Annotated in this window: 19 protein-coding genes, 3 tRNA genes and 1 other RNA gene; 11 read left to right on the top strand and 12 right to left on the bottom strand. The window is 42.6% G+C overall.

The window, feature by feature from the left end:
• Position 1 precedes the first annotated feature (1 nt).
• The 3 genes from sdhA to sdhC are packed head-to-tail and all read right to left on the bottom strand — an operon-like array spanning position 2 to position 2,613.
• Positions 2-1,837, bottom strand: coding sequence for a succinate dehydrogenase flavoprotein subunit (gene sdhA, locus N518_RS0115830; protein WP_005015740.1), 1,836 nt, complete (start codon positions 1,835-1,837; stop codon positions 2-4).
• A 12-nt stretch (positions 1,838-1,849) separates the two neighbouring features.
• Positions 1,850-2,215, bottom strand: a complete 366-nt coding sequence (gene sdhD / locus N518_RS0115825; protein WP_005015742.1) for a succinate dehydrogenase, hydrophobic membrane anchor protein — start codon at positions 2,213-2,215, stop codon at positions 1,850-1,852.
• Positions 2,215-2,613 (bottom strand): succinate dehydrogenase, cytochrome b556 subunit, encoded by a 399-nt coding sequence (gene sdhC / locus N518_RS0115820; protein WP_034594357.1) that lies wholly within the window; start codon positions 2,611-2,613, stop codon positions 2,215-2,217. The genes sdhD and sdhC overlap by 1 nt, the downstream gene beginning before the upstream one ends.
• 1,012 nt (positions 2,614-3,625) lie before the next feature.
• Here sdhC and gltA point away from each other — a divergent pair.
• On the top strand, positions 3,626-4,903 hold the full coding sequence (gene gltA / locus N518_RS0115815) for a citrate synthase (protein WP_005015746.1): 1,278 nt from the start codon (positions 3,626-3,628) through the stop codon (positions 4,901-4,903).
• 51 nt (positions 4,904-4,954) lie between these two features.
• Here gltA and N518_RS0115810 read toward each other — a convergent pair whose 3' ends face one another.
• Complete coding sequence (locus N518_RS0115810) at positions 4,955-5,443, bottom strand: hypothetical protein (protein WP_005025006.1); 489 nt, start codon at positions 5,441-5,443, stop codon at positions 4,955-4,957.
• Positions 5,444-5,690: 247 nt separating this feature from the next.
• Between N518_RS0115810 and N518_RS0115805 the strand changes: the two genes are divergently transcribed.
• Both N518_RS0115805 and N518_RS0115800 read left to right on the top strand, forming a co-directional pair.
• Complete coding sequence (locus tag N518_RS0115805) at positions 5,691-7,316, top strand: NAD+ synthase (RefSeq protein ID WP_005015749.1); 1,626 nt, start codon at positions 5,691-5,693, stop codon at positions 7,314-7,316.
• Positions 7,309-8,346, top strand: coding sequence for a hypothetical protein (locus tag N518_RS0115800; protein WP_228133354.1), 1,038 nt, complete (start codon positions 7,309-7,311; stop codon positions 8,344-8,346). The genes N518_RS0115805 and N518_RS0115800 overlap by 8 nt, the downstream gene beginning before the upstream one ends.
• A 112-nt stretch (positions 8,347-8,458) precedes the next feature.
• Here the strand turns inward: N518_RS0115800 and N518_RS0115795 are convergent.
• Positions 8,459-8,535 (bottom strand) — tRNA-Met (locus N518_RS0115795).
• Positions 8,536-8,694: 159 nt separating this feature from the next.
• Between N518_RS0115795 and N518_RS0115790 the strand changes: the two genes are divergently transcribed.
• Positions 8,695-9,099: a hypothetical protein gene (locus N518_RS0115790; protein WP_005025002.1), complete on the top strand. Its 405-nt coding sequence runs from the start codon at positions 8,695-8,697 to the stop codon at positions 9,097-9,099.
• 80 nt (positions 9,100-9,179) lie between these two features.
• Here N518_RS0115790 and N518_RS0115785 read toward each other — a convergent pair.
• From N518_RS0115785 to coaD, 4 genes are all read right to left on the bottom strand, one after another.
• Positions 9,180-9,256: transfer RNA gene (locus N518_RS0115785), tRNA-Ile, on the bottom strand.
• Between the two features lie 63 nt (positions 9,257-9,319).
• Positions 9,320-9,675: RNase P RNA component class A (gene rnpB / locus N518_RS16640), an RNA gene on the bottom strand.
• A 26-nt stretch (positions 9,676-9,701) separates the two neighbouring features.
• Positions 9,702-9,965, bottom strand: a complete 264-nt coding sequence (locus N518_RS0115780) for a YfhL family 4Fe-4S dicluster ferredoxin (protein ID WP_005015756.1) — start codon at positions 9,963-9,965, stop codon at positions 9,702-9,704.
• Between the two features lies 1 nt (position 9,966).
• Positions 9,967-10,458, bottom strand: a complete 492-nt coding sequence (coaD, locus tag N518_RS0115775) for a pantetheine-phosphate adenylyltransferase (RefSeq protein WP_005025000.1) — start codon at positions 10,456-10,458, stop codon at positions 9,967-9,969.
• Between the two features lie 142 nt (positions 10,459-10,600).
• On the opposite strand from coaD, the gene smpB reads away from it, so the two are divergent.
• Positions 10,601-11,077, top strand: coding sequence for an SsrA-binding protein SmpB (gene smpB / locus N518_RS0115770; RefSeq protein ID WP_005404295.1), 477 nt, complete (start codon positions 10,601-10,603; stop codon positions 11,075-11,077).
• Between the two features lie 99 nt (positions 11,078-11,176).
• Here the strand turns inward: smpB and pgeF are convergent, their stop codons facing one another.
• Entirely contained in the window at positions 11,177-11,923 is a 747-nt protein-coding gene (gene pgeF / locus N518_RS0115765) for a peptidoglycan editing factor PgeF (RefSeq protein ID WP_026444508.1), read from the bottom strand.
• Positions 11,924-11,946: 23 nt separating this feature from the next.
• On the bottom strand, positions 11,947-12,999 hold the full coding sequence (gene rluD / locus N518_RS0115760; RefSeq protein ID WP_005015770.1) for a 23S rRNA pseudouridine(1911/1915/1917) synthase RluD: 1,053 nt from the start codon (positions 12,997-12,999) through the stop codon (positions 11,947-11,949).
• Between the two features lie 70 nt (positions 13,000-13,069).
• Here rluD and N518_RS0115755 point away from each other — a divergent pair, with 70 nt between their 5' ends.
• On the top strand, positions 13,070-14,101 hold the full coding sequence (locus N518_RS0115755; RefSeq protein WP_005024992.1) for an outer membrane protein assembly factor BamD: 1,032 nt from the start codon (positions 13,070-13,072) through the stop codon (positions 14,099-14,101).
• Positions 14,102-14,290: 189 nt separating this feature from the next.
• The gene (locus tag N518_RS0115750; RefSeq protein WP_005024990.1) at positions 14,291-16,174 is read left to right on the top strand and encodes a DNA primase; all 1,884 of its coding nucleotides are present in this window, start codon (positions 14,291-14,293) and stop codon (positions 16,172-16,174) included.
• Positions 16,175-16,193: 19 nt separating this feature from the next.
• Here the strand turns inward: N518_RS0115750 and hemA are convergent, their stop codons facing one another.
• On the bottom strand, positions 16,194-17,477 hold the full coding sequence (gene hemA, locus N518_RS0115745) for a glutamyl-tRNA reductase (RefSeq protein WP_005024988.1): 1,284 nt from the start codon (positions 17,475-17,477) through the stop codon (positions 16,194-16,196).
• Between the two features lie 108 nt (positions 17,478-17,585).
• Between hemA and N518_RS0115740 the strand changes: the two genes are divergently transcribed.
• The 4 genes from N518_RS0115740 to N518_RS0115725 all read left to right on the top strand — a co-directional run bounded on the left by N518_RS0115740 (position 17,586) and on the right by N518_RS0115725 (position 20,782).
• Positions 17,586-19,262, top strand: a complete 1,677-nt coding sequence (locus tag N518_RS0115740) for a tetratricopeptide repeat protein (RefSeq protein ID WP_026444507.1) — start codon at positions 17,586-17,588, stop codon at positions 19,260-19,262.
• Between the two features lie 12 nt (positions 19,263-19,274).
• Entirely contained in the window at positions 19,275-19,850 is a 576-nt protein-coding gene (gene lolB / locus N518_RS0115735; RefSeq protein WP_005024984.1) for a lipoprotein insertase outer membrane protein LolB, read from the top strand.
• A 25-nt stretch (positions 19,851-19,875) separates the two neighbouring features.
• Positions 19,876-20,706, top strand: a complete 831-nt coding sequence (gene ispE, locus N518_RS0115730; RefSeq protein ID WP_005024982.1) for a 4-(cytidine 5'-diphospho)-2-C-methyl-D-erythritol kinase — start codon at positions 19,876-19,878, stop codon at positions 20,704-20,706.
• Position 20,707: 1 nt separating this feature from the next.
• Positions 20,708-20,782 (top strand) — tRNA-Gln (locus N518_RS0115725).
• The last annotated feature ends 1 nt before the right edge of the window (position 20,783 follow it).

Here is a 20,783-nt window from a genome sequence, read left to right as displayed (position 1 = left end):
ATCAGAATGTACGCGGTGCTGGTGGAATTGGATCAACAGTCAGCGGGTTGAAACGCACTGGCTTATATTCCAAACGGTTATCTACCGAGTACCACAGAGTGTGTTTCATCCACTCATCATCACGACGACCATATGAATAGGTCGGGTGATCTGCTGGTAACTCATAATCAACCACAGTATGAGCACCACGACATTCTTTACGCGCAGCTGCTGAAATTAAGGTGGCTTTTGCTACCTCATACAAGTTTTCAACTTCCAGAGCTTCAATACGCGCAGTGTTAAATACTTTAGATTTGTCTTTCAAGTGAATATTACGAACGCGTGGTTCAATCGCAAGAATCTGCTTAACACCCTCATCAAGCAAGGCTTGAGTACGGAATACGCCTGCATGATCCTGAACAATATCACGAATCGCATCAGCTACTTCTTGTGCATTTTCACCAGCAGTAGATTCGTCCAGCTTGCGTATACGGGCTACGGTCTGCTGTAAAACATTAGTTGGCAGCGGAGCATATTCATCACCGTGATGTTTAGTCACGTAATCAATAATATGTTCGCCCGCAGCCTTACCAAATACCACCAGGTCAAGCAATGAATTTGTACCTAGACGGTTTGCACCATGTACAGATACGCAAGAACATTCACCAATAGCATAGAAACCTTTTACCGGCTTGGTGTAGTTGTCTGTACCTGGTTCAGGCAGTACAACTTGGCCATGCATATTGGTTGGGATACCGCCCATCTGGTAATGGATAGTGGGCACCACCGGAATCGGCTCTTTAGTAATATCAACGTTTGCGAATTTTTTACCAATCTCGAATACAGACGGCAAACGCTTCATGATTGTATCCGCACCCAAGTGAGTCATATCAAGCAAGATATAATCACCCTTTGGACCACAGCCACGGCCTTCTTTAATTTCCTGGTCCATAGAGCGTGATACAAAGTCACGTGGTGCCAAGTCTTTTAAAGTCGGTGCATAACGTTCCATGAACGGTTCGCCGTCTTTATTACGAAGGATTGCACCCTCACCACGACAACCTTCAGTCAGCAATACACCTGCGCCCGCAACACCTGTCGGGTGGAATTGCCAGAATTCCATATCCTGTAATGGAATACCAGCACGAGCAGCCATACCCAGACCATCACCTGTATTAATATAGGCATTAGTAGATGCACGGTAAACACGACCAGCGCCACCTGTAGCAAACAGTGTTGCTTTTGCCTGGAACACAGCAATATTACCTGTTTCCTGGTCAATTGCTGTTACGCCCAGTACCTCGCCTTCTTCATTACGGATCAAGTCAAGAGCGATCCATTCAACGAAGAACTGAGTTCCCATTTTCACATTGCTTTGATATAGCGTATGCAAAAGTGCGTGACCAGTACGGTCAGCTGCTGCACAGGCACGTGGAACTGGCTTTTCACCATAGTTTGCAGAGTGACCACCAAATGGACGCTGATAAATTGTACCATCTGCGTTACGGTCAAAAGGCATACCTAAGTGTTCAAGTTCATAAACAACTTTCGGTGCTTCACGGCACATGAACTCGATTGCATCCTGGTCACCCAACCAGTCTGAACCTTTTACAGTGTCATAAAAATGGTAATGCCAGTTATCGTCCTGCATGTTACCCAGTGATGCGCCGATACCACCTTGCGCTGCAACTGTATGGGAACGGGTCGGGAATACTTTGGTCAGTACTGCAACTCGCAAACCTGCTTGAGCAAGCTGGTAAGAAGCACGCATACCTGAACCACCACCACCTACAATGACTGCATCGAAAGTGAGGTTTTGAATATTTGAATAATCTTCTTTAGGGGTTATCGCGCCCATGATATCTTCCTATCAATTCGCCCAGAAAATCTGGATACCCCAGATTGCGTACACAAACACAGCAATAATGACTGCAGACGTAAGCACAAGGCGTAAACCATTAGCTGAAGGTCCCATCTGACGGGTAGTTACATAATCTGTAAACACCTGCCACATGCCAATCCATGCGTGTCCGATAAGTGATAAGATCGCCAACAATGAAAATATTTTCATTGGCACTGTCATCATAAAGCCAGACCATTGCTCGTAAGTGAATCCGCCATTTAGTAGGATCCATCCTAAAACCACAACAGTATAAGCTGCCAGTACCACAGCACTAATACGCTGAATGTACCAGTCGCGAGAACCCGAACCTGTTAATCCTGTAGCACTTTTCATCAGAACATAATCCATACAAAGGCTGCGATGATACCAATCACAGACAGAGCCAATGAAATTGTAGCTGCAGTACGACCACTTTGCAGGCCTTCACCCACACCGATATTAGCAAGCAAGTGCTTAAGACCAGTGAAGAAGTGATAAATCAAACCAGCTACAAACACCCATACGATAAAACGTACGAAGAAACCGCTAAAGATTTCCTGAACTTGAGCAAAACCTTCCGGTGAAGATAATGACTTATCTAAGAGCCATAAAAGAACTGGAACGAGTAAGAATACGATCACACCGGAAATACGGTGCAAAATTGATGCAATAGCCACGGGTGAGCGTAAGTTTACTGCTAACACCTGACCCATGGACAAATTGACAGGTCTGTTGCTTTTCACAGCGGGCATCCTGTAGGTAAAAACTCCAGCTGGAGTTTGTTGGAATTAATTCGAAGGAAAGCTGGCATTGTCAGGCAAGCAAATGCCTAAGACTTATAAAACGACATCGAATTATAAAACGTGGTCTGTCAAAATACAAACAATCAACTGGCGCTTTTCTATAAAAATCTCATTAAATAAGAATCATTAACAATAAAATAAGTAATTATAGCTCACCACAGAGCAGAAAAATTCAAGCTAAGTCACTCATTCATTTAAATTAATATACAATTTAACCTGATCGGAAAATATAAAAAGATAAAACAAATGTTTTAGACTAAAGATGAATAAAAGCAAATACTTATATTAATTAATATTTTTATTAAACCTTATGTGCTTTTAAAGTAATTATAGGCTGAAATGCTCTTAGAACAATTGATAAAAGCAAACTACATGTTTACTGACTCCATTATTTATGGCTTAAACAGTCATAATTTAAACTTTTTAAATGCCTTTCTTTGTTTAGAAATGGATAAGCTCAATCGATTATAAAATCTGAAATGACTATTTTATAAACAATTTTAGATTAATTTATGAGTCATTTTTTATACAATCAAACGTTTTTTTCGAAAGTATTTATTTGTTTTTTCTATGACCCATAGAAGTCTTTTAAATCTCACTAAACTAAATAAGTTAAAGGTTTCATCATCTTTTGTCACAATCATGTTTCTCTTAAGAAGGAAATAAAATACATTTTAAGGATAAAAATTTGCTTATATTTACGGCAACCATCCTATTTTTTTCTGCACCTGCCCTGTAATTTGACTTATTATAGCCAGCTGGTGCTGTGATTTTATTCATACTTTCCTTACTTGATTATAATGACTAAACCCATGTGGCCACGTCATTTTTTATCCATAAGTATAATTGACAAAATTTCAGTACTCACTAATCTTAGTAGCAATTTTTGATCCGTCTGGTTCGCATTAAAAGATTAGTAACGAATCAGATAAAATATCCACCAGGACAGGAGATCTATTGAATGTCTGAAGCAACTGGCAAAAAAGCCGTTCTTAAGCTTGATGGCAAAGAAATTGAATTACCAATTTACAGCGGCACATTGGGCCCAGATGTAATCGACGTTAAAGATGTGTTGGCCTCAGGTCACTTTACTTTTGATCCTGGTTTCATGGCGACAGCTTCTTGTGAATCTAAGATCACGTTCATCGATGGTAATAAAGGCATTCTTTTGCACCGCGGCTATCCGATTGATCAGCTGGCAACTAAAGCTGACTATCTTGAAACTTGCTACCTGCTTCTAAATGGTGAACTGCCAACTCCTGAACAAAAAGCAGAGTTCGATGCAAAAGTTCGCAACCACACTATGGTTCATGATCAGGTAAGCCGTTTTTATAATGGTTTCCGCCGTGATGCACACCCGATGGCCATTATGGTAGGTGTGGTTGGTGCGCTGTCTGCGTTCTATCACAACAATCTGGATATTGAAAATGTTGATCACCGTGAAATCACTGCGATCCGCTTGATCTCCAAGATTCCTACACTTGCTGCGTGGAGCTACAAGTACACCATCGGACAGCCTTTCGTTTACCCTCGTAACGATCTGAGCTATGCTGAAAACTTCCTTCACATGATGTTTGCGACTCCGGCTGACCGTGATTATAAAGTTGATCCGATCCTTGCAAAAGCAATGGACCGTATCTTCACGCTGCACGCAGATCATGAACAAAATGCTTCAACGTCTACAGTACGTCTAGCAGGTTCTACTGGCGCTAACCCGTATGCATGTATCGCTGCTGGTATCTCTGCGCTCTGGGGACCAGCTCATGGTGGCGCGAACGAAGCTGTTCTTAAGATGCTTGATGAAATCGGCTCGGTAGAAAACGTTGCTGACTTCATGGAAAAAGTGAAAACTAAAGAAGTTAAACTCATGGGCTTCGGTCATCGAGTTTATAAAAACTTCGATCCACGTGCTAAAGTCATGAAAGAAACTTGTGACGAAGTACTGGGTGCACTTGGCATCAATGATCCACAGCTCGCTTTGGCTATGGAACTTGAACGTATTGCCCTGTCTGATGAATACTTCATTAAACGTAACCTATACCCTAACGTAGATTTCTACTCAGGTATCATCCTTAAAGCGATTGGTATCCCGACTGAAATGTTTACTGTGATCTTTGCACTTGCACGTACCGTAGGCTGGATCAGCCACTGGTTAGAAATGCATTCTGGTCCATACAAAATCGGTCGCCCTCGTCAGCTTTATACTGGCGAAACTCAACGCGACATCGAAGGTCGTTAATTCATCTCAACATGAATTAGACTTCAGGAAGCCACCTCAGGGTGGCTTTTTTTATACTATCTGTTTATTTAAAAAAGGGATGCAGGCTTCATAAGCCGAACACTCCTGCCCTTTGACTCGCCTTAAAAAATAATCCTGTACCATCTGTGCCTGCTGCTCTATACCATATTCAAAAAACTGCTTTCCTTGTTGCAGTATGTATTGATAACGACGGTTAAATACGGCATTACGGATCACGTTCATTCCCTGCTGGTATTGCCAAACGTGAGTAAGTTCATGGATCAGCCAGGACTGTATGGACAATGGAGCCATAGAAAAATCTTCGCGCCAGTCCTGAATGTTAAAATAGATATGACCATTTGGGCTCATTGCATAGTTTTTTAAAATCGCGTGATGAGCAATGATTTCAATATGATCAAGTTTCAAACTGGAGTGAAATACAGAATAGGCTAATTCACGCTCTCCCGGAGTAAGCAAGCGTCTTTTAATAATAAATATATTCGTTAAACGTTTAGCTACATGCTGTAAAAAAAGTGCCATAAACCTTTGCCTGAAATAAGATATTTTATAAGTACATATTTAAATACTAGAATATGTATTTTTTTCGACTACAATACGGCAAAATCTTGTTCTTTTTTCGTTGTATAGCAGACAAGTGTGTTATATCAACCTATTAAATTTTATTTGTTTAATTGTTTTTAATATGTGTACACGAAGTTGGAAAATTATAACTTCTAAATCAACATGTTGTGTATTTTATACCCTATAGAAATAGGATTAGGTGTGAATGAAAAGTTTTAAGATCGCCCTGGCTCAGTTCTCTCCACATACTGGTAACTTTGAACTTAATGCTCAGAAAATGGTTGAGCAGGCAAATGAAGCGAAAAAACAGCGTGCTGATATTATTGTTTTTCCAGAACTGTGCACAGTAGGTTACTCAGCTGAAGATTTATTGTTGCGTCCAAGTCTGAGCAAACGTACACAAAAGGTCTTTGAAATTCTGGGACAAGTTAAAGATATCGTCATGGTATTTGGCTTTGTTAATCAGGCTGAAACCGGGCAGCGATATAACTCGGCTGCTGTGGTTAAAGATGGTCAAGTACTGGGGGTTTATAATAAACAAAACCTGCCGAATTATAGCGTATTTGATGAAAAACGTTATTTTGCTTCTGGTAACCAGCAACTTGTATTTGAATATATGGAACACAAGTTTGCTGTATTGATCTGTGAAGATATCTGGTCAATTAATACAGTACAGCAGCTAACCCAGCTTAAGGCGCAGACCGTATTGGTACTTAACTCTTCGCCATATGAAGTAGGCAAGCCACAGCATCGTATTCAGACCATGCAGCAGCTGGTCAAACAGCTCAATTTTAATCTGGTGTATGTGAACCAGGTATGCGGCCAAGACGATATTATTTTTGATGGGTCAAGTTTTGTATTAAACCCGCAAGGTGAACTGGTTACACGTGCACCTAGCTTTCAAGAATGCCTGCACTACGCCGAATATAGTGCAGATAAAGACGCCTTTATAGTTCAGGAAATCGCACCTGAGCTTGACACTATGGCCGAGATTTATCAGGCGTTGGTAATGGCAACCCGTGACTATATCCAGCGCTCCGGCTTCCCCGGCGTTATTCTCGGGTTATCTGGCGGAATCGACTCTGCCCTGACCTTGGCTATTGCTGTTGATGCGATTGGAGCCGACAAGGTCCAGGCAGTAATGATGCCTTATACTTATACCGCACAAATTTCTGTTGAAGATGCTGCAGCACAGGCCAAGACTATGGGTGTAACTTTTGGCATTGCTGAAATCAATCCGATTGTGAATGGCTTCTTGCAGACTCTATATCCATTCTTTGGAAACAGTCCGGCAGATACGACAGAAGAAAACCTGCAGGCACGTGCCCGTGGCACTTTGCTCATGGCACTATCTAACAAGTTTGGTAATCTGGTTCTATCTACCGGTAACAAGTCTGAAGTAGCTGTAGGTTACTGTACATTGTATGGTGACATGGTAGGTGGTTTTTCGGTATTAAAAGATGTTTATAAAACTATCGTTTTCGAACTGGCCAAATATCGAAACAGTTTAAGTGAAGTACCAGTTATACCTGAACGTGTAATTACCCGTCCACCTTCAGCAGAATTAAGTCCAGATCAGAAAGATCAAGACTCTTTGCCGCCTTATGATATTCTGGATGCAATTCTTTATGCTTATATCGAAGAAGATATGAGTCAGGAAGATATTATTGCCAAAGGATTTGAACGGGCAACCGTCGAGAAGGTAATTAAACTGGTCGACCGTAACGAGTACAAACGCCGACAAGGTGCGATTGGTCCGCGGATCAGCTCACGAGCTTTCGGACGGGATCGACGTTATCCGATAGTAAATGGCTGGAAACCTGGTGTCTAATAATCAAAAGATTTATAAAATCACTCCAAATGAACTTGCTCAAGCACTTTTGCTTGAGCAGGTGAAGTTTTTAAAACAACACTATATTTATTCTAAAGATCATCCAGCTTTAAAAATTTTGATCCAGCAGCTTTATCATTATTCGGAAAAGGTGCAGCTTAAACAGGTAATCAATGTGTCTCAGCTCCATGCTGTGGTACAACGCTACGCCTTTGAAATGAATCTGGGTGCAGAAATACTGGAACTGATCGGAATAATGTCGCAAAAGCTGCATCAGTACGCCCTACAGTCGGATACTGAACTTCAAGATCTTATTTCAGATCAGCAATATCAATTCTGGCTTACAAAGCTCGTCGAGCTGACAAATGTCCGCTTATATTTACGCGACTTATTACTACAGAGTCAGCAGGTAGATGTAGTCTGTCTGCAAATGGCGACTCATATTATTGAAAGCAAGACCCCATGGTTAAACCAGTTACGTCATAGCAAATATAAAGTGCTAGGTATTCAGCAACGGGTTTTACAGTTTATGCAGGAACAGCAGCAGACTATTGAAGCCAAGCTAGAATTCAGGCTCGCGAATATAATTAAAGAACAGCTCAGTGAACTTCTGCTGCTTCCTTCAGAAGATCTATATGATATTGCAATGCATGTATGGCAGGAATTCAAATATAAGAGTCTACAAGACAGTATGTCGCAATTCACTGCAATTGATATAGAAGAGTTCTTTGTATTACTTTATGAATCTTGGCGGGAATTACGTGAAAGTAGCTATTTACAGCAACTGATCCTTGAGGGGGTAAATATTTTTTATCACTACTTCCAGGAACATTCGTTAAAAGAACTGCTGAATGCCGTAGGATTGACCCAGGATGACTTAATGAATGAAGGTTTACGCTTTATTCCATCTGTACTGCAAGCGCTCGATCAAAATGACATACTTGACCCGCTATTGCATCAGCTGTTATCACCATTTTATGCAGCACCGCACACAATAGAGCTCATCCGGCAGTATCAGGTAAACCAATAAATATATTGAAGCTTAATTTTTATAAGATTGGGCTGATGATTAATCAAAAATATTCGGCAATAATTTTTAGGCACAAAAAAAGAGACCAGACTGAGAGCCTGGTCTTTTAAAATGGTGGCTATGACGGGACTCGAACCTGTGACCCCAGCATTATGAGTGCTGTGCTCTAACCAACTGAGCTACATAGCCGTAAACTGTGTGCGCATTATCTAAACTTCATTGCCCAGCGTCAAGAACTATCTTTAATGAATGCTCAGTCTTTAAGCAAAAAGATGTGTTTTGCTGAAAAATAATACACATATTTGATTTTACGTAGAAAATAATTTGAGAACCTTATCAGGACACAACATGAAAATTAAAATGATGATCGCCAGTACTGTCTTGTCCGGATTTACAGCCTGCAGTGCGATTAGTCCAATCTTTGTAGATTATAACGGCGTACGTATGGATGTAGCCAAATGGATTAATCACCAGCAATTACTTAGTATGCAGCAAAAGCGCAGCTTGGCACAGCTCAGTCGGGCACAGCAGAAGCTTTATCGAATTGATGAAATTACAGAGAGTCAAAAACTCAGTATTGCCAAGGAGAATCAGATAGCACTGCACTGTGCTAGACAATATTTGAGTGAAAAGAAAATTACACAGCTACAGGAACAGGTCTTTGGCAAAGATCAACGCCAACAGATCTTAAATACATATACAGAAAGGTTTCCACAAATCAAACTGGATACCGGCTCAATAACCTGTGACTAGTAAAGTCCTCTACCCGCTACTCAAACGATAAAAACACAGACAAAAAAAGACCACGTTTTAGAGAACGTGGTCTATAAAAATGGTGGCTATGACGAGACTTGAACTTGTGACCCCACGCTTATCAAGCGTGTGCTCTAACCAACTGAGCTACATAGCCGAAAACTGTGCGCGCATTATCTGCATTTATCTTTAGCAGGTCAAGCTTTATTTACAGGAAAATTGTTGAAGTGAGCCTGTAAGCCGGGTTCTGTCGAGGACGGTCATTCCTCTAGGCGTACAATCACTCATACGCTCAAGCGACCTACCCGAATCCAGTACGGGCCGTACCTCAGGATTCCTATTTGGTCTTGCTTCTGGTGGGGTTTGCCATGCCGTATACTGTTACCAGATACGCGGTGCGCTCTTACCGCACCCTTTCACCCTTACCTCACGAATGAGGCGGTCTACTCTCTGCTGCACTTTCCGTCGGCTTACGCCGCCCAGGCGTTACCTGGCACCCTGCCCTATGAAGCCCGGACTTTCCTCCCCTGCTTTAGTCACGAAGACCTCCACAGCAGCGACCGTCCGGCTCACTTCGTCGCGCATAGTATCAAATTTATCTGTTAATTGCTCGCACTTTTTTGAGCAGTCAACATTTTATATTTCTGCATTAGCTCATCTTCTGTTTCCACATGGTTTGGATCATGGGGAATACAGTCGACCGGACAGAACAGCTGGCACTGAGGCTGCTCATGATGTCCGACACACTCAGTACAGAGGTCAGGATGAATTTCATAAATCATCTCCCCCATAAAGATAGCTTCATTGGGACATACGGGCTCGCATACGTCACAATTAATACATTCATCAGTAATATATAAAGACACGCTACCAACCTTGCTGATGTTTACGTTCAAAGGCTTCAACGACTGCCGGGGGTACAAACTTGTTTACATCACCTTTTAAGCGGGCAATTTCACGAACCAGTGTCGATGAAATAAAGGAATATTGTTCAGAAGGTGTTAAGAAAACTGCTTCAAACTGAGGGTCTAACTGCCGGTTCATATTAGCCAGCTGAAATTCATACTCAAAATCGGAAATCGCACGCAGTCCACGTAGTACTGCAGTTGCCTTCTGCTCATGAAAGAAATTGACCAGCAGCCCATCAAAACCCACAAACTCGACATTACTTAAATGACTTAAGGAAGCTTTCGCCAGTGCTACACGCTCCTCCAGACTAAATACCGGATTTTTATGATGTCCTATCGCAATGGCAACCACCACTTCATCAAACATCTTGGCTGCACGGGTTACCAGATCAATATGGCCATTAGTAATTGGATCAAAGGTTCCCGGGTAAATAACGCGAGCTTTAGACATCGCTTGATACTCTAATTTATTGTGCAGGGCCCTAGTTTAACAAAAACTTGATTTTTTAGCGAAGTATCCCCATCTTTTTGAAAAAACTTTCTCTTGCTGGCACTTTACGGCACAATAAGTACAACTTTGGAATTTAATGATTATGGCGAACGTAAAAGTTGTGAAAAAAAATAATGGTGGAACAATTGCGCAGAATAAACGCGCACGCCACGATTATTTTATTGAAGAAAAGTTTGAAGCCGGCATGTCGTTACAGGGTTGGGAAGTTAAATCATTACGTGCTGGACGTATGAGCCTGACAGAAAGCTATATCCTTTTGAAAAATGGCGAAGCTTATCTGTTTGGTGCCCAGATTCAGCCTTTACTTTCTGCTTCTACCCATATTGTTGCTGAAGCAACCCGTACCCGCAAGCTGCTTTTATCTAAGCGTGAAATTGAGAAATTAATGGGTGCAGTTAACCAGAAAGGTTATACCTGTGTGCCGTTGGCCTGTTACTGGAAAGGACCTTTAGTCAAACTTGAAATCGCGCTGGTTAAAGGTAAACAGCTTCATGATAAACGTGCAACCGAAAAAGACCGTGACTGGCAGCGCGACAAGGCACGTATCTTCCACAAATAAGTATCCTGCAATGAAAAAACCTCCACAACTGGAGGTTTTTTCACACCGGAAAAATTTACAAATGAGTTTGAAGTAGCGAGCACAAAGGACCTGACTGGTTTATCCTGATGATTGCATAAAAACAAATGTTGCCATACGTCCGGTCTGGGCGTTTCGCCGATATGAAAAATACTGATCAGATTGCTGATATGAGCACTGGTCGCCTCCTAGTACCATCTTTATACCTTGTTGTTGCAGAATATAACGGGCAATTGCATAAAGATCGGCATAATACTTCCCTGAGCGCCCTGATATAAAGGCCGATTCAACTTCCGCATATTTATGACAGAATGCTGCCTTGACCTCTGCACCAATTTCAAAACAGGACTGACTAATCGCCGCACCTAACCAGGCCCAACTAGGCCTGTCTTGCATGGCAGTAATGGTATTTTCAATAATACCACCTGCAAGTCCACGCCAACCCGCATGCAGATTGGCAACTTCAGTGCCTTGTGCATTTCCCATCACTACAGGCAAGCAGTCTGCTGTCATCATCATCAAGGCATGAGCTTTCTTCTGGGTAATTAAACCATCACCAATAAGAGCTTCGAATGGAAGTGCTTCATTAATCGTATGACAGATCGTGCTATGAGTTTGAGTCATCCATGTGATTTTATCTACACCATAGCCTGCCAGTCCTTCCAGCAAAATCATCCGGTGAGCTTGTACTCGCTGCGTATCATCCTGCACGTGCAAAGCCAGATTAAAGCCCGCAAGTTCCGGTTTTTCTGAAGCTAATGTACCTGGATGCCGGATACGTGTCTGTCCTGCATATACACCTGATGGAAGCCCTGAAACAAACTGCATGTTAAATTTCCCGTGTTAATGAATTAATAAGCAGCATTCTCTTGACGAAGTACTTCAATTAAATGCTTAAAGTCTTCAGGCCACGGCGCCTCAAACATCATATTCTCGCCTGTACGCGGATGAACCAGACCAAGCTTGGCAGCATGTAATGCCTGCCGCTTAAAACTGCGCAAAGTATCAGCCAGCTCTTCAGAAGCTCCGGCAGGTACACGTACCCGGCTCATATAGACCGGGTCACCAACCAAGCCATAACCGATATAACTAAAATGGACCCGGATCTGGTGAGTACGACCGGTTTCAAGCTGCGCCTGAACACGGGTAAAGTCTTTAAATCGCTCTTTCACGTTATAGTGAGTAACCGCTTCTTTACCACCCGGTAATATGGCCATTTTAACGCGATCGACAGGATGGCGTTTGATTGGCTCATCGATGGTTCCACCGGCTACAATATTTCCATAAACAACTAAATCATAAATCCGGTAGACAGTCTTTTTTGCCAACTGTTTGCTTAAAGAGAACTGGGCCTCAAGGTTTTTTGCAACCACCAGCAGACCGCTAGTATCTTTATCAATCCGATGGACCAGTCCGGCACGGGCCAGTTCATTAGATTTCGGATAATGGTAAAGCAGCGCATTGACCAGAGTACCCGACCCATTTCCTGCACCTGGATGTACGACCATTCCTACGGTTTTATTGATGACAATAATGTCATCATCTTCATAAATAATATCAAGCGGAATATTTTCCGGCTGGCTGGCAGTCTGAATTTCCAGCTCTGCCTCAAGCGTAAGCAGCTCATTGCCCTCACACTTGTATTTAGGTTTGACATTGTTACCATTTACTAACAAATGGCCGTCTTTAATCCATTGCTTAAGTTTCTCTCTGGAAAATTCATTCCAGACCAGTGCTGCTGCTTGGTCAATACGCTGCCCGAGATAGCTTTCATCCAATTGAAACTGCAACGATAAACGTGTTGCAGTCGGCTCTGAAGTATGGTTATCTGCATCCTCAGAATCTTCAAGTAAATTGAAATCAGTTTCAGGGAAAGTAGAATTAGAAGATTGTGCTGAAGTCATTTGATCATCGAGACAAAAGTGGTTTAATAGCGCAATTGTAGCTCATTGCCCGATTAACAGAGGAGTTTTTATGTCGCTACCACGTTATAAAGTTACGATGCTTGCTTTATCTTTAGGCATAGCATCTGCATTAGTGGGCTGTAGCAGCAATCCAAAAAAAGAAGTTGTCGATACTGGCCCACAGTCAAGCGAACAGGTTTATTTCAATAAAGCCGAACGTGCGCTTGAACGTGGTCAATATTCTGATGCTGCAAAACAGCTAGAGGCACTGGACACCTACTTCCCGACCGGACAATATGCGCAGCAGGCACAACTTGAGCTGCTTTACGTTAAATTCCAGCAAAAAGATTATGAAGGGGCGATTGCTCTGGCTGAACGTTTTATCCGTTTAAATCCACAGCACCCTAATGTTGACTACGCTTATTACGTACGTGGTGTAGCTAACATGGAACAGAATTATGATGGCTTGCTGCGTTATACTTCTTTGCAGCAATCACACCGTGATGTTAGCTATTTAAAAGTAGCTTACCAAAACTTTGTTGATTTTATTCGTCGCTATCCAAGCAGTCAGTATGCAGTAGATGCTGCACAGCGCATGAAGTTTATTGGTCAGGAACTGGCTGAAAATGAAATGAACGTAGCACGCTATAATCTAAAGCGTAAAGCTTGGGTTGCTGCTCTGGAGCGGGCGCAGTGGGTAGTTGAACATTATCCGCAGACTCCTCAAATTCCAGAAGCTCTAGCTACCATGGCTTACGCTTATGACAAGCTGGGTGATCAGGCTTCATCACAGCAGTATGTAGACGTCTTAAAACTAAACTATCCGGAACTGGTGCGTAGTAATGGCAGTGTAAACCTGCGTGCCGCCCGCAAAGATGCCAGCCTGCTTAACCGCGCCACACTGGGAATTTTTGGCCGTGAAGCCAAAAACAGTACTGCAAGTGAAGTATCGCAGGAAACCTCTAGTCATTCTTCAGAAGAACGTAGCTGGCTCAACCGTCTGAGCTTAGGTATGCTCGGTAAATCTGAAAATGGACAGCAACATACACCAATGCTCGCCAAACCACCGGCTGATATAGCTACAGAAACTCCAAACGAATAATCTCGACCAGATGGTCGCTTTTTTCGGGGGGGAAAGTTAAAATACTTTCCCCCTTCTCTTTTTCAGTAAAGACGGCTAGATTCTGTACAGGACTGTTTAGTTCAAGTGATAGCAACTGAATAGTGCTTAAAGCAAGACTTCAGGTCAGCGTTTTTATGGTTAAAGTATATAAAATAATGGCTTTTTCTTATGGCAATTCCACAGCATACGATTGATCAGATCCTGGATCGTACTGATATTGTTGATCTGATTGGCCAACGCGTAAAACTTAAAAAAACCGGACGGACTTATTCTGGCTGTTGTCCTTTTCATCAGGAAAAGTCACCTTCTTTCCATGTCTACCGTGACAAGCAGTATTACCACTGCTTTGGCTGTCAGGCCAACGGCAATGCTATACGTTTTTTAATGGATATCGACAGCCGTAATTTTGTTGATGTTATGAAAGACCTAGCAAACCAGACTGGTATTGAACTACCAAAAGACAATCAGGACAATAAGCGTCTGTCCTATAAACGTGAAATCAAAAAAGTTAGCAAGCCGGTTCAGGCTCCTGCCGCGCAGGCTAAAGAACAGATCCAGTCTCCTATCACAAATACACCTTATACTCCGATTGATCCTTTCGCTGAATTTCAGAGTTTTGATCCGTTTGAACAATTTGAAAATGTGACAGATGTGCAAGTACAGGAAGGTAACCTGTATGACCTGCTAGAGAATATTGCTCAGTTTTATGAACAGCAGTTACCTAAAAGCCAAAGCGCACAATTTTACTTTAAACAGCGCGGCTTAAGCCAAGATACAGTCCAGTTCTGGCGCTTGGGCTATGCACCAGAGGACTGGCAGCATCTGGAAAAGGCATTCCCCTATGATATTGAAGGTCTGAAACAGCTAGGGCTGATTCGCTCTAGTGAGAGCGGACGTGACTTTGACTTACTTCGTGACCGGGTTATTTTTCCAATCCGGGACAGTAAGGGCCGTGTAGTCGGTTTTGGGGGGCGCGCATTAAATGATGAGATCAAACCCAAATATATTAACTCGCCAGATTCCGAAGTCTTCCATAAAAATCAGTTATTGTACGGCCTTTATGAAGGTCGCAAGCAAAAAGCTCAAGACTGGTTAATGGTCGAAGGCTATATGGATGTTATCGCATTGCAGCAATACGGGATTAGCGGCGCAGTAGCAACTCTTGGAACAGCCAGCAATACTGAACATCTTAATATTTTATTCAGACAGAATAACCGGATTACGATTGCCTTTGATGGGGATGCTGCAGGTCAAAAGGCAGCCCGGCGAACACTGGAAATTGCTCTGCCTTTATTAAATGATGGCCGTGAACTGAAATTTTTTGTTTTACCCGACCAGCATGATCCCGATTCTCTGATCCGTCGTGAAGGACTGGAAAATTTTCAGCGTTTACTTGAACAGGCTCCCCTATTATCCGATTTTGTATTTGCACATCTCACGCAACAGCGAGATGTTTCTTCACCTGAGGGTAAAAGTCAGGTAATGGGCGAGCTCAGGGAGCTTACCGACCTGTTACCTAAACAGGGATCATTTCGCTATCTGCTCACTCAGTCATTTAAAGAAAAGCTCGGCCTAGGCAAGCGTTTTACTCCGAAACTTAGCAATGATGCATCACTCTCTTTTAATATCCGCACCAAGGATGAAGATTTCGCCATCGCTATGCTGATACGGCATCCTTATCTGTATATTCACTTTGAAACTCTGCGTGCTTTTATTCATCCGGATGAATTGCTGGCACAAATACTGGCAATATTAGATAAAATCTTTGATGAACTACCGGATGATCAGGAACTGGCTGTCTATTATGTGCTTGGCGCGTGCAGTATGTATTGTCATGCGGTTGCGGATATTTTACAGCGTACCAATATTGAAAGCCTGATTCCGGCACCAGAAATGGCAGACAAGCTTGCTAAAGAATATGCCTTGGGCCTGCAGGAAAAATACTTAAAACAGAAACTAAAATCACCCATTTCACTTATTGAATCACGCAATCTGCGGCAGCAACTCAATGAACTGACCAAGAAAATCAGCTTAAGACTATTGCATTCATAAGGTTTAAGCTGTTTTCAAATTATTTTTTAAGTTTACGCTGACGGTCAAATATCCCCTGCAAACCGTCCTGTAACCACTCAAAACATGAGGGATCTTCTTCCTGAGCTGCCTGCTTTAGCAGAATTGAAGTCGGATGTAATAATTTCTGAGTGAGACGATGGGAAAAGTTTTGCAGGACTTCAGCTGCATCTTTTCCGGCCTGCAAATGCTCCAGCGCCAACCGCAACTCATATTCAGTCAAGTGCTGGCCCTGTTCACGATAAGCAGCGATAGTACTGCCAGCCTGCTGGACCTTTTGATGGGTAATAAGCTGGGTCGCCAGCTGGTTAACCATAATTTCAGCTTCAACCGCAGCCTGACGTCGCTGGGCAAGGTTCTCATCAATAACACTTTGCAGGTCATCAACGCCATACAGATATACACCATCTAGTGACGCGACTTTTGGCTCAATATCACGCGGAACAGCCAGATCTACCATTAACATCTGCTGGTAGCGCCGTTTTTTTAATGCTGTTTTCACATCACGATAAGAAATTACCTGATACAGGCTGCCTGTACAGCTTGAGATTACATCAGCACGGTACAAGTTACTGGCCAGTTCCGAAAATTCCAGAATTTCGACCTCTACCTGATGAGCAATCTCCTGCGCCAAATTCTCTGCCCGCTCGCGACTACGATTACAGATCAGGATTTTACCTACACCCATTTCAGCTAGGTGTTTAGCTACTAAACTGTTCATCTCTCCAGCAGCCACAACCATTACAGTCAACTCTTGTGGCTGGCTAAAGACCTGCAGGGCAAGCTGAGCAACTGCATAACCCATAGAGACTGCATGACTACCTACAGCAGTCTCCGAACGTACACGTTTAGCTGCATAGAAGGCATATTCAAAAATGCGGTTTAGTGCCGGTGAAACCATATGGGCTTCTTTTGCAATCGATAGTGCCTGTTTTACTTGACCCAGAATTTGCGGTTCACCCAACATTAAAGAGTCTAAACCGCTGGCAACACGCATCAAGTGAGTAATCGCCTGAGCGTCTTCATAACGGTAAGTATGTTTGATGAGCTGATTGACATCTAAACCATTTGCATGGGCGAGCCAGTCCAATACCATATCAGCATGCTCTGCCATGGCATAGACTTCTGTTCGGTTACAAGTCGAGACCACCACCATATCATTCAAGACAGGATGCTGACTTTGCTCGGCAAATAAAGCATTTAACCGCTCAGGGTTAAAAGCGATCTGTTCTCGCAACTCTACAGAAGCAGTTTGATGGTTGACCCCTAATGCAAAGAAAGACATATCAGATCATCATTTCACTAAATTTATGTTATTGTGCAACATCGGTGTCATAAAAAGCATTAGCTGGATCAATAAAAATTGCGTCAAATCAATAGCCGACTATCCGGCATGACTATACGGCGATATTCTACCACAGTCTTACTGGTAGGTAGCATAGCCTCGACCGCTCATCTTAGGGCATCGGGCGATATTTATCATGAAAATCCTAACTATAATGCTTTAAAACAAAGCATGATTGCCGAATTTGCACTCGCTTATGGCGATATTCCTACTGCGTTGCATAACTATACTGTACTGGCCATTAAAAGTAATTCAACCACTATCAAACAGCGTGCCCTGAATGTTGCCCTCGAACAGAATGATCTGAAAGCAGCCTTAGACATCGCGACACACTGGGTAGTTCAGGAACCTCAAGATGTCCCGGCTTTATTTTATCTGGCCCATATTTCTCTAAAAGCGCATGAATATGAGCTTGCCGCCGATACCCTGAATAAAATTCTTAATATTGATCCAAATGCTGATCTGGAACAGATTCTGGCAGGGATTGCTCCAGAGCTTCCAGAAGATCGCGAGATACTTTTAAATGCCTTACGTAGCAGTAAGGAAAAAAATAATCCTTCTATTCTGGTTTTAATCGCTGGCCTGGAAGCACAAAATGGTCAGCTAGAGCAGGCTTTAGTGACTATCAATCAGGCACTGCGCAAGCGGCCCAAAGTGACTGGTTTTATTCTGATGAAGGCCAACCTGTTAATGGCTCAGAATGACCAGCTAGCAGCCCAGCAATGGCTGGAAAAATCAAGCCGTAAACAGAAATATAATTTGGATATCCGGCTGGCAGAGGTCCGCTTTCTGGTCAAATCCAATCAGGCCGAATCAGCCTTAAAAAAGCTTCAAGGTATTTTAAAACAGTGGCCAGATGCTGAAGAAGCATTATTTATTGCCGGATTAACCAGTATTGACCTCAAACAATATGAGCAGGCAGAAAAATATCTGGTAGAGCTACGTTATTCTGATCAGTATCAGAATGAGGCCTATTACTATTTGGCAGTAAATGCCGAGCGGAAACAGCATTACGAAACAGCGAAAGCTTATTATCGTCTGGTGGACGGTAGTCTATACACTGTATCGCGGCGGAATCTGGTCACTATTTTTGAAAAGCAAAACCAGCTGAATGATGCCTTGCGTTTTCTTACTCAGGAACGTGTCAATTATCCACAGCATGCCAGTTTTTTATACCAGGTTCAGGCAGAAATCTTGAAAAAGACGGGAAATAAAAAAGCAGCGCTGGCCTTACTTGATGAAGCAGTTAAAAACCTGCCAGATGACCCGGAGCTGATCTATGCCCAAGTCTTATTGCTTGATCCTTTTCAAGACCGGGAAAAACTGGACCAGACACTCAAACATTTGCTGGAAATAGAACCAAATAGTCCAACTTACCTGAATGCATATGCTTACACTCTCGCTCTGCAAAACCGGCGTCTAAATGAAGCGCGCCAGTATGCAGAGCATGCACTTGAGTATGCTCCGGAACAAGCCTCAATACTCGACACACTCGGGTACGTCTGCATATTGCAAAATGATTATGATACTGCCGTCCGGGTACTGGCCAAGGCCTACAGTCTAAGTCAGAACCTGAAAATTGGCGTACGCTACGCTAAAGCACTTTATATGCAGGGTTCACTCACAAAATTTAGTGAAGTGTTAAAACAGCTTAAACAAAAATATCATAATGATCCGCAATTGGATCAGTTAGATGCGTTATTGTTACCTCAACAATTTAAATAGAGTTAAACTTTCATGCGTTCTTTTTCTAAACTGGGACTCGCTTTGTGCGCTACGGCAACTCTGGCTTTTACCGGCTGTCAGCAATATACACAACCTCAAAATCCGGTTAACACCCAGCCAGAAAACAATCAATTTAATCTACAGGGAAAAATTGGGGTAAAAACTCCCAAGCAGTCAGGGAGTGCATTTTTTAACTGGGAACAGCAGCAGGATAATTTTGATATTGAACTGACGGGAATCTTAGGCGTAGGCAGAACACAAATTCAAGGCCGTCCGGGAGAAGTCACGCTGAATAGTGCAAAGACAGGCCTGATTCGCGCAACAACACCTGAAGAGCTATTGGAGCGTGCTACTGGATGGCAGGCACCGATTACTCACCTCGTACACTGGGTCCAAGGCAGACCGGCAAGCTTGAATGCTAAAATTAAAAAAGATGAACAGCAACGGATCAGTACCATTCAGGAACAGGACTGGAATGTCGAATTAAGCTATAATGGCAGTGCCCAACAACCTAATAAACTGATTTTAAAACAGCCACTTGCTGATGGCCAAGAAAACCGTATTACAATGCTAATCCAGAATCGCTAATCTGTTTTCAGCTGTGGTATTTAGTATGATCCGAGTTCCTTCACCCGCTAAACTTAACCTGTTTTTACATATTACAGGTCGTCGTGAAAATGGCTACCATGAGTTACAGAGTATTTTTCAACTAATTGACCTATATGACTGGTTGGAATTTGAAGTCAACATGACTGGAAAAATTCACATTGAAGGTCTAGGTAATGTACAGCTTGAACAGAATCTAATCTACAAAGCTGCATTATTACTTAAATCACACACTAAAAATTCTTCTGGTGTACAGATCAAAATTGAGAAAAATATTCCGATGGGTGCAGGATTAGGTGGAGGATCATCCAATGCTGCCACTACACTGATTATATTAAATCAGCTCTGGGATTGCGGTTTAACAATTGAACAGTTGGCTGAATATGGTGCACATCTTGGTGCGGATGTACCTGTTTTTGTATATGGTCACAACGCTTGGGCGGAAGGAATTGGAGAACAGTTAAGTTTCATTAACTTAGAATCGAAACAATACATAGTGCTCAAACCTGACTGTTTTATCAGCACTCAACTGCTTTTTTCACAAAAAACATTGACAAGAAATACGAAGCCCACTACATTTTGCGCCTATCAGTTAAAGCCATCTGCTTTCGGAAATAACTTTGAGCCACTGGCCAGAAGTTTATATCCAGAGGTTGATGAAGCCATGCGTTATCTCGATCAATTCGGTACTGCACGGCTTACAGGTACAGGTGCTTGTGTTTTCACTGAACTGACTTCTGACATGAAGCCAGACGATATTTTAAAGAATGCACCATGTAAAGCTTACCTGGTTCATAGTTTAGATGAGTCTCCATTGTGTCAGTTGAAAGTAAATTGATAGGGGCGTCGCCAAGTGGTAAGGCAGCGGGTTTTGATCTCGCCATCCGTTGGTTCGAATCCAGCCGCCCCTGCCAT

It is taken from the genome of Acinetobacter sp. UNC436CL71CviS28, from assembly GCF_000620525.1.
In the GTDB taxonomy this organism is placed as follows: Bacteria; Pseudomonadota; Gammaproteobacteria; order Pseudomonadales; family Moraxellaceae; genus Acinetobacter; species Acinetobacter radioresistens.
This window is presented reverse-complemented; position numbering and strand designations above follow the sequence as displayed.

Bases quoted from the DNA above. Each gene is read 5' to 3' on its own strand.
- smpB (WP_005404295.1), top strand. From the start codon at position 10,601: ATGGCGAACGTAAAAGTTGTGAAAAAAAATAATGGTGGAACAATTGCG.
- N518_RS0115750 (WP_005024990.1), top strand. From the start codon at position 14,291: ATGGCAATTCCACAGCATACGATTGATCAGATCCTGGATCGTACTGAT.
- sdhD (WP_005015742.1), bottom strand. From the start codon at position 2,215: ATGAAAAGTGCTACAGGATTAACAGGTTCGGGTTCTCGCGACTGGTAC.
- pgeF (WP_026444508.1), bottom strand. From the start codon at position 11,923: ATGCAGTTTGTTTCAGGGCTTCCATCAGGTGTATATGCAGGACAGACA.
- lolB (WP_005024984.1), top strand. From the start codon at position 19,275: ATGCGTTCTTTTTCTAAACTGGGACTCGCTTTGTGCGCTACGGCAACT.
- gltA (WP_005015746.1), top strand. From the start codon at position 3,626: ATGTCTGAAGCAACTGGCAAAAAAGCCGTTCTTAAGCTTGATGGCAAA.
- N518_RS0115755 (WP_005024992.1), top strand. From the start codon at position 13,070: ATGTCGCTACCACGTTATAAAGTTACGATGCTTGCTTTATCTTTAGGC.
- rluD (WP_005015770.1), bottom strand. From the start codon at position 12,999: ATGACTTCAGCACAATCTTCTAATTCTACTTTCCCTGAAACTGATTTC.
- coaD (WP_005025000.1), bottom strand. From the start codon at position 10,458: ATGTCTAAAGCTCGCGTTATTTACCCGGGAACCTTTGATCCAATTACT.
- N518_RS0115740 (WP_026444507.1), top strand. From the start codon at position 17,586: ATGACTATACGGCGATATTCTACCACAGTCTTACTGGTAGGTAGCATA.
- N518_RS0115805 (WP_005015749.1), top strand. From the start codon at position 5,691: ATGAAAAGTTTTAAGATCGCCCTGGCTCAGTTCTCTCCACATACTGGT.
- N518_RS0115810 (WP_005025006.1), bottom strand. From the start codon at position 5,443: ATGGCACTTTTTTTACAGCATGTAGCTAAACGTTTAACGAATATATTT.
- ispE (WP_005024982.1), top strand. From the start codon at position 19,876: ATGATCCGAGTTCCTTCACCCGCTAAACTTAACCTGTTTTTACATATT.
- N518_RS0115790 (WP_005025002.1), top strand. From the start codon at position 8,695: ATGAAAATTAAAATGATGATCGCCAGTACTGTCTTGTCCGGATTTACA.
- hemA (WP_005024988.1), bottom strand. From the start codon at position 17,477: ATGTCTTTCTTTGCATTAGGGGTCAACCATCAAACTGCTTCTGTAGAG.
- sdhA (WP_005015740.1), bottom strand. From the start codon at position 1,837: ATGGGCGCGATAACCCCTAAAGAAGATTATTCAAATATTCAAAACCTC.
- sdhC (WP_034594357.1), bottom strand. From the start codon at position 2,613: ATGCCCGCTGTGAAAAGCAACAGACCTGTCAATTTGTCCATGGGTCAG.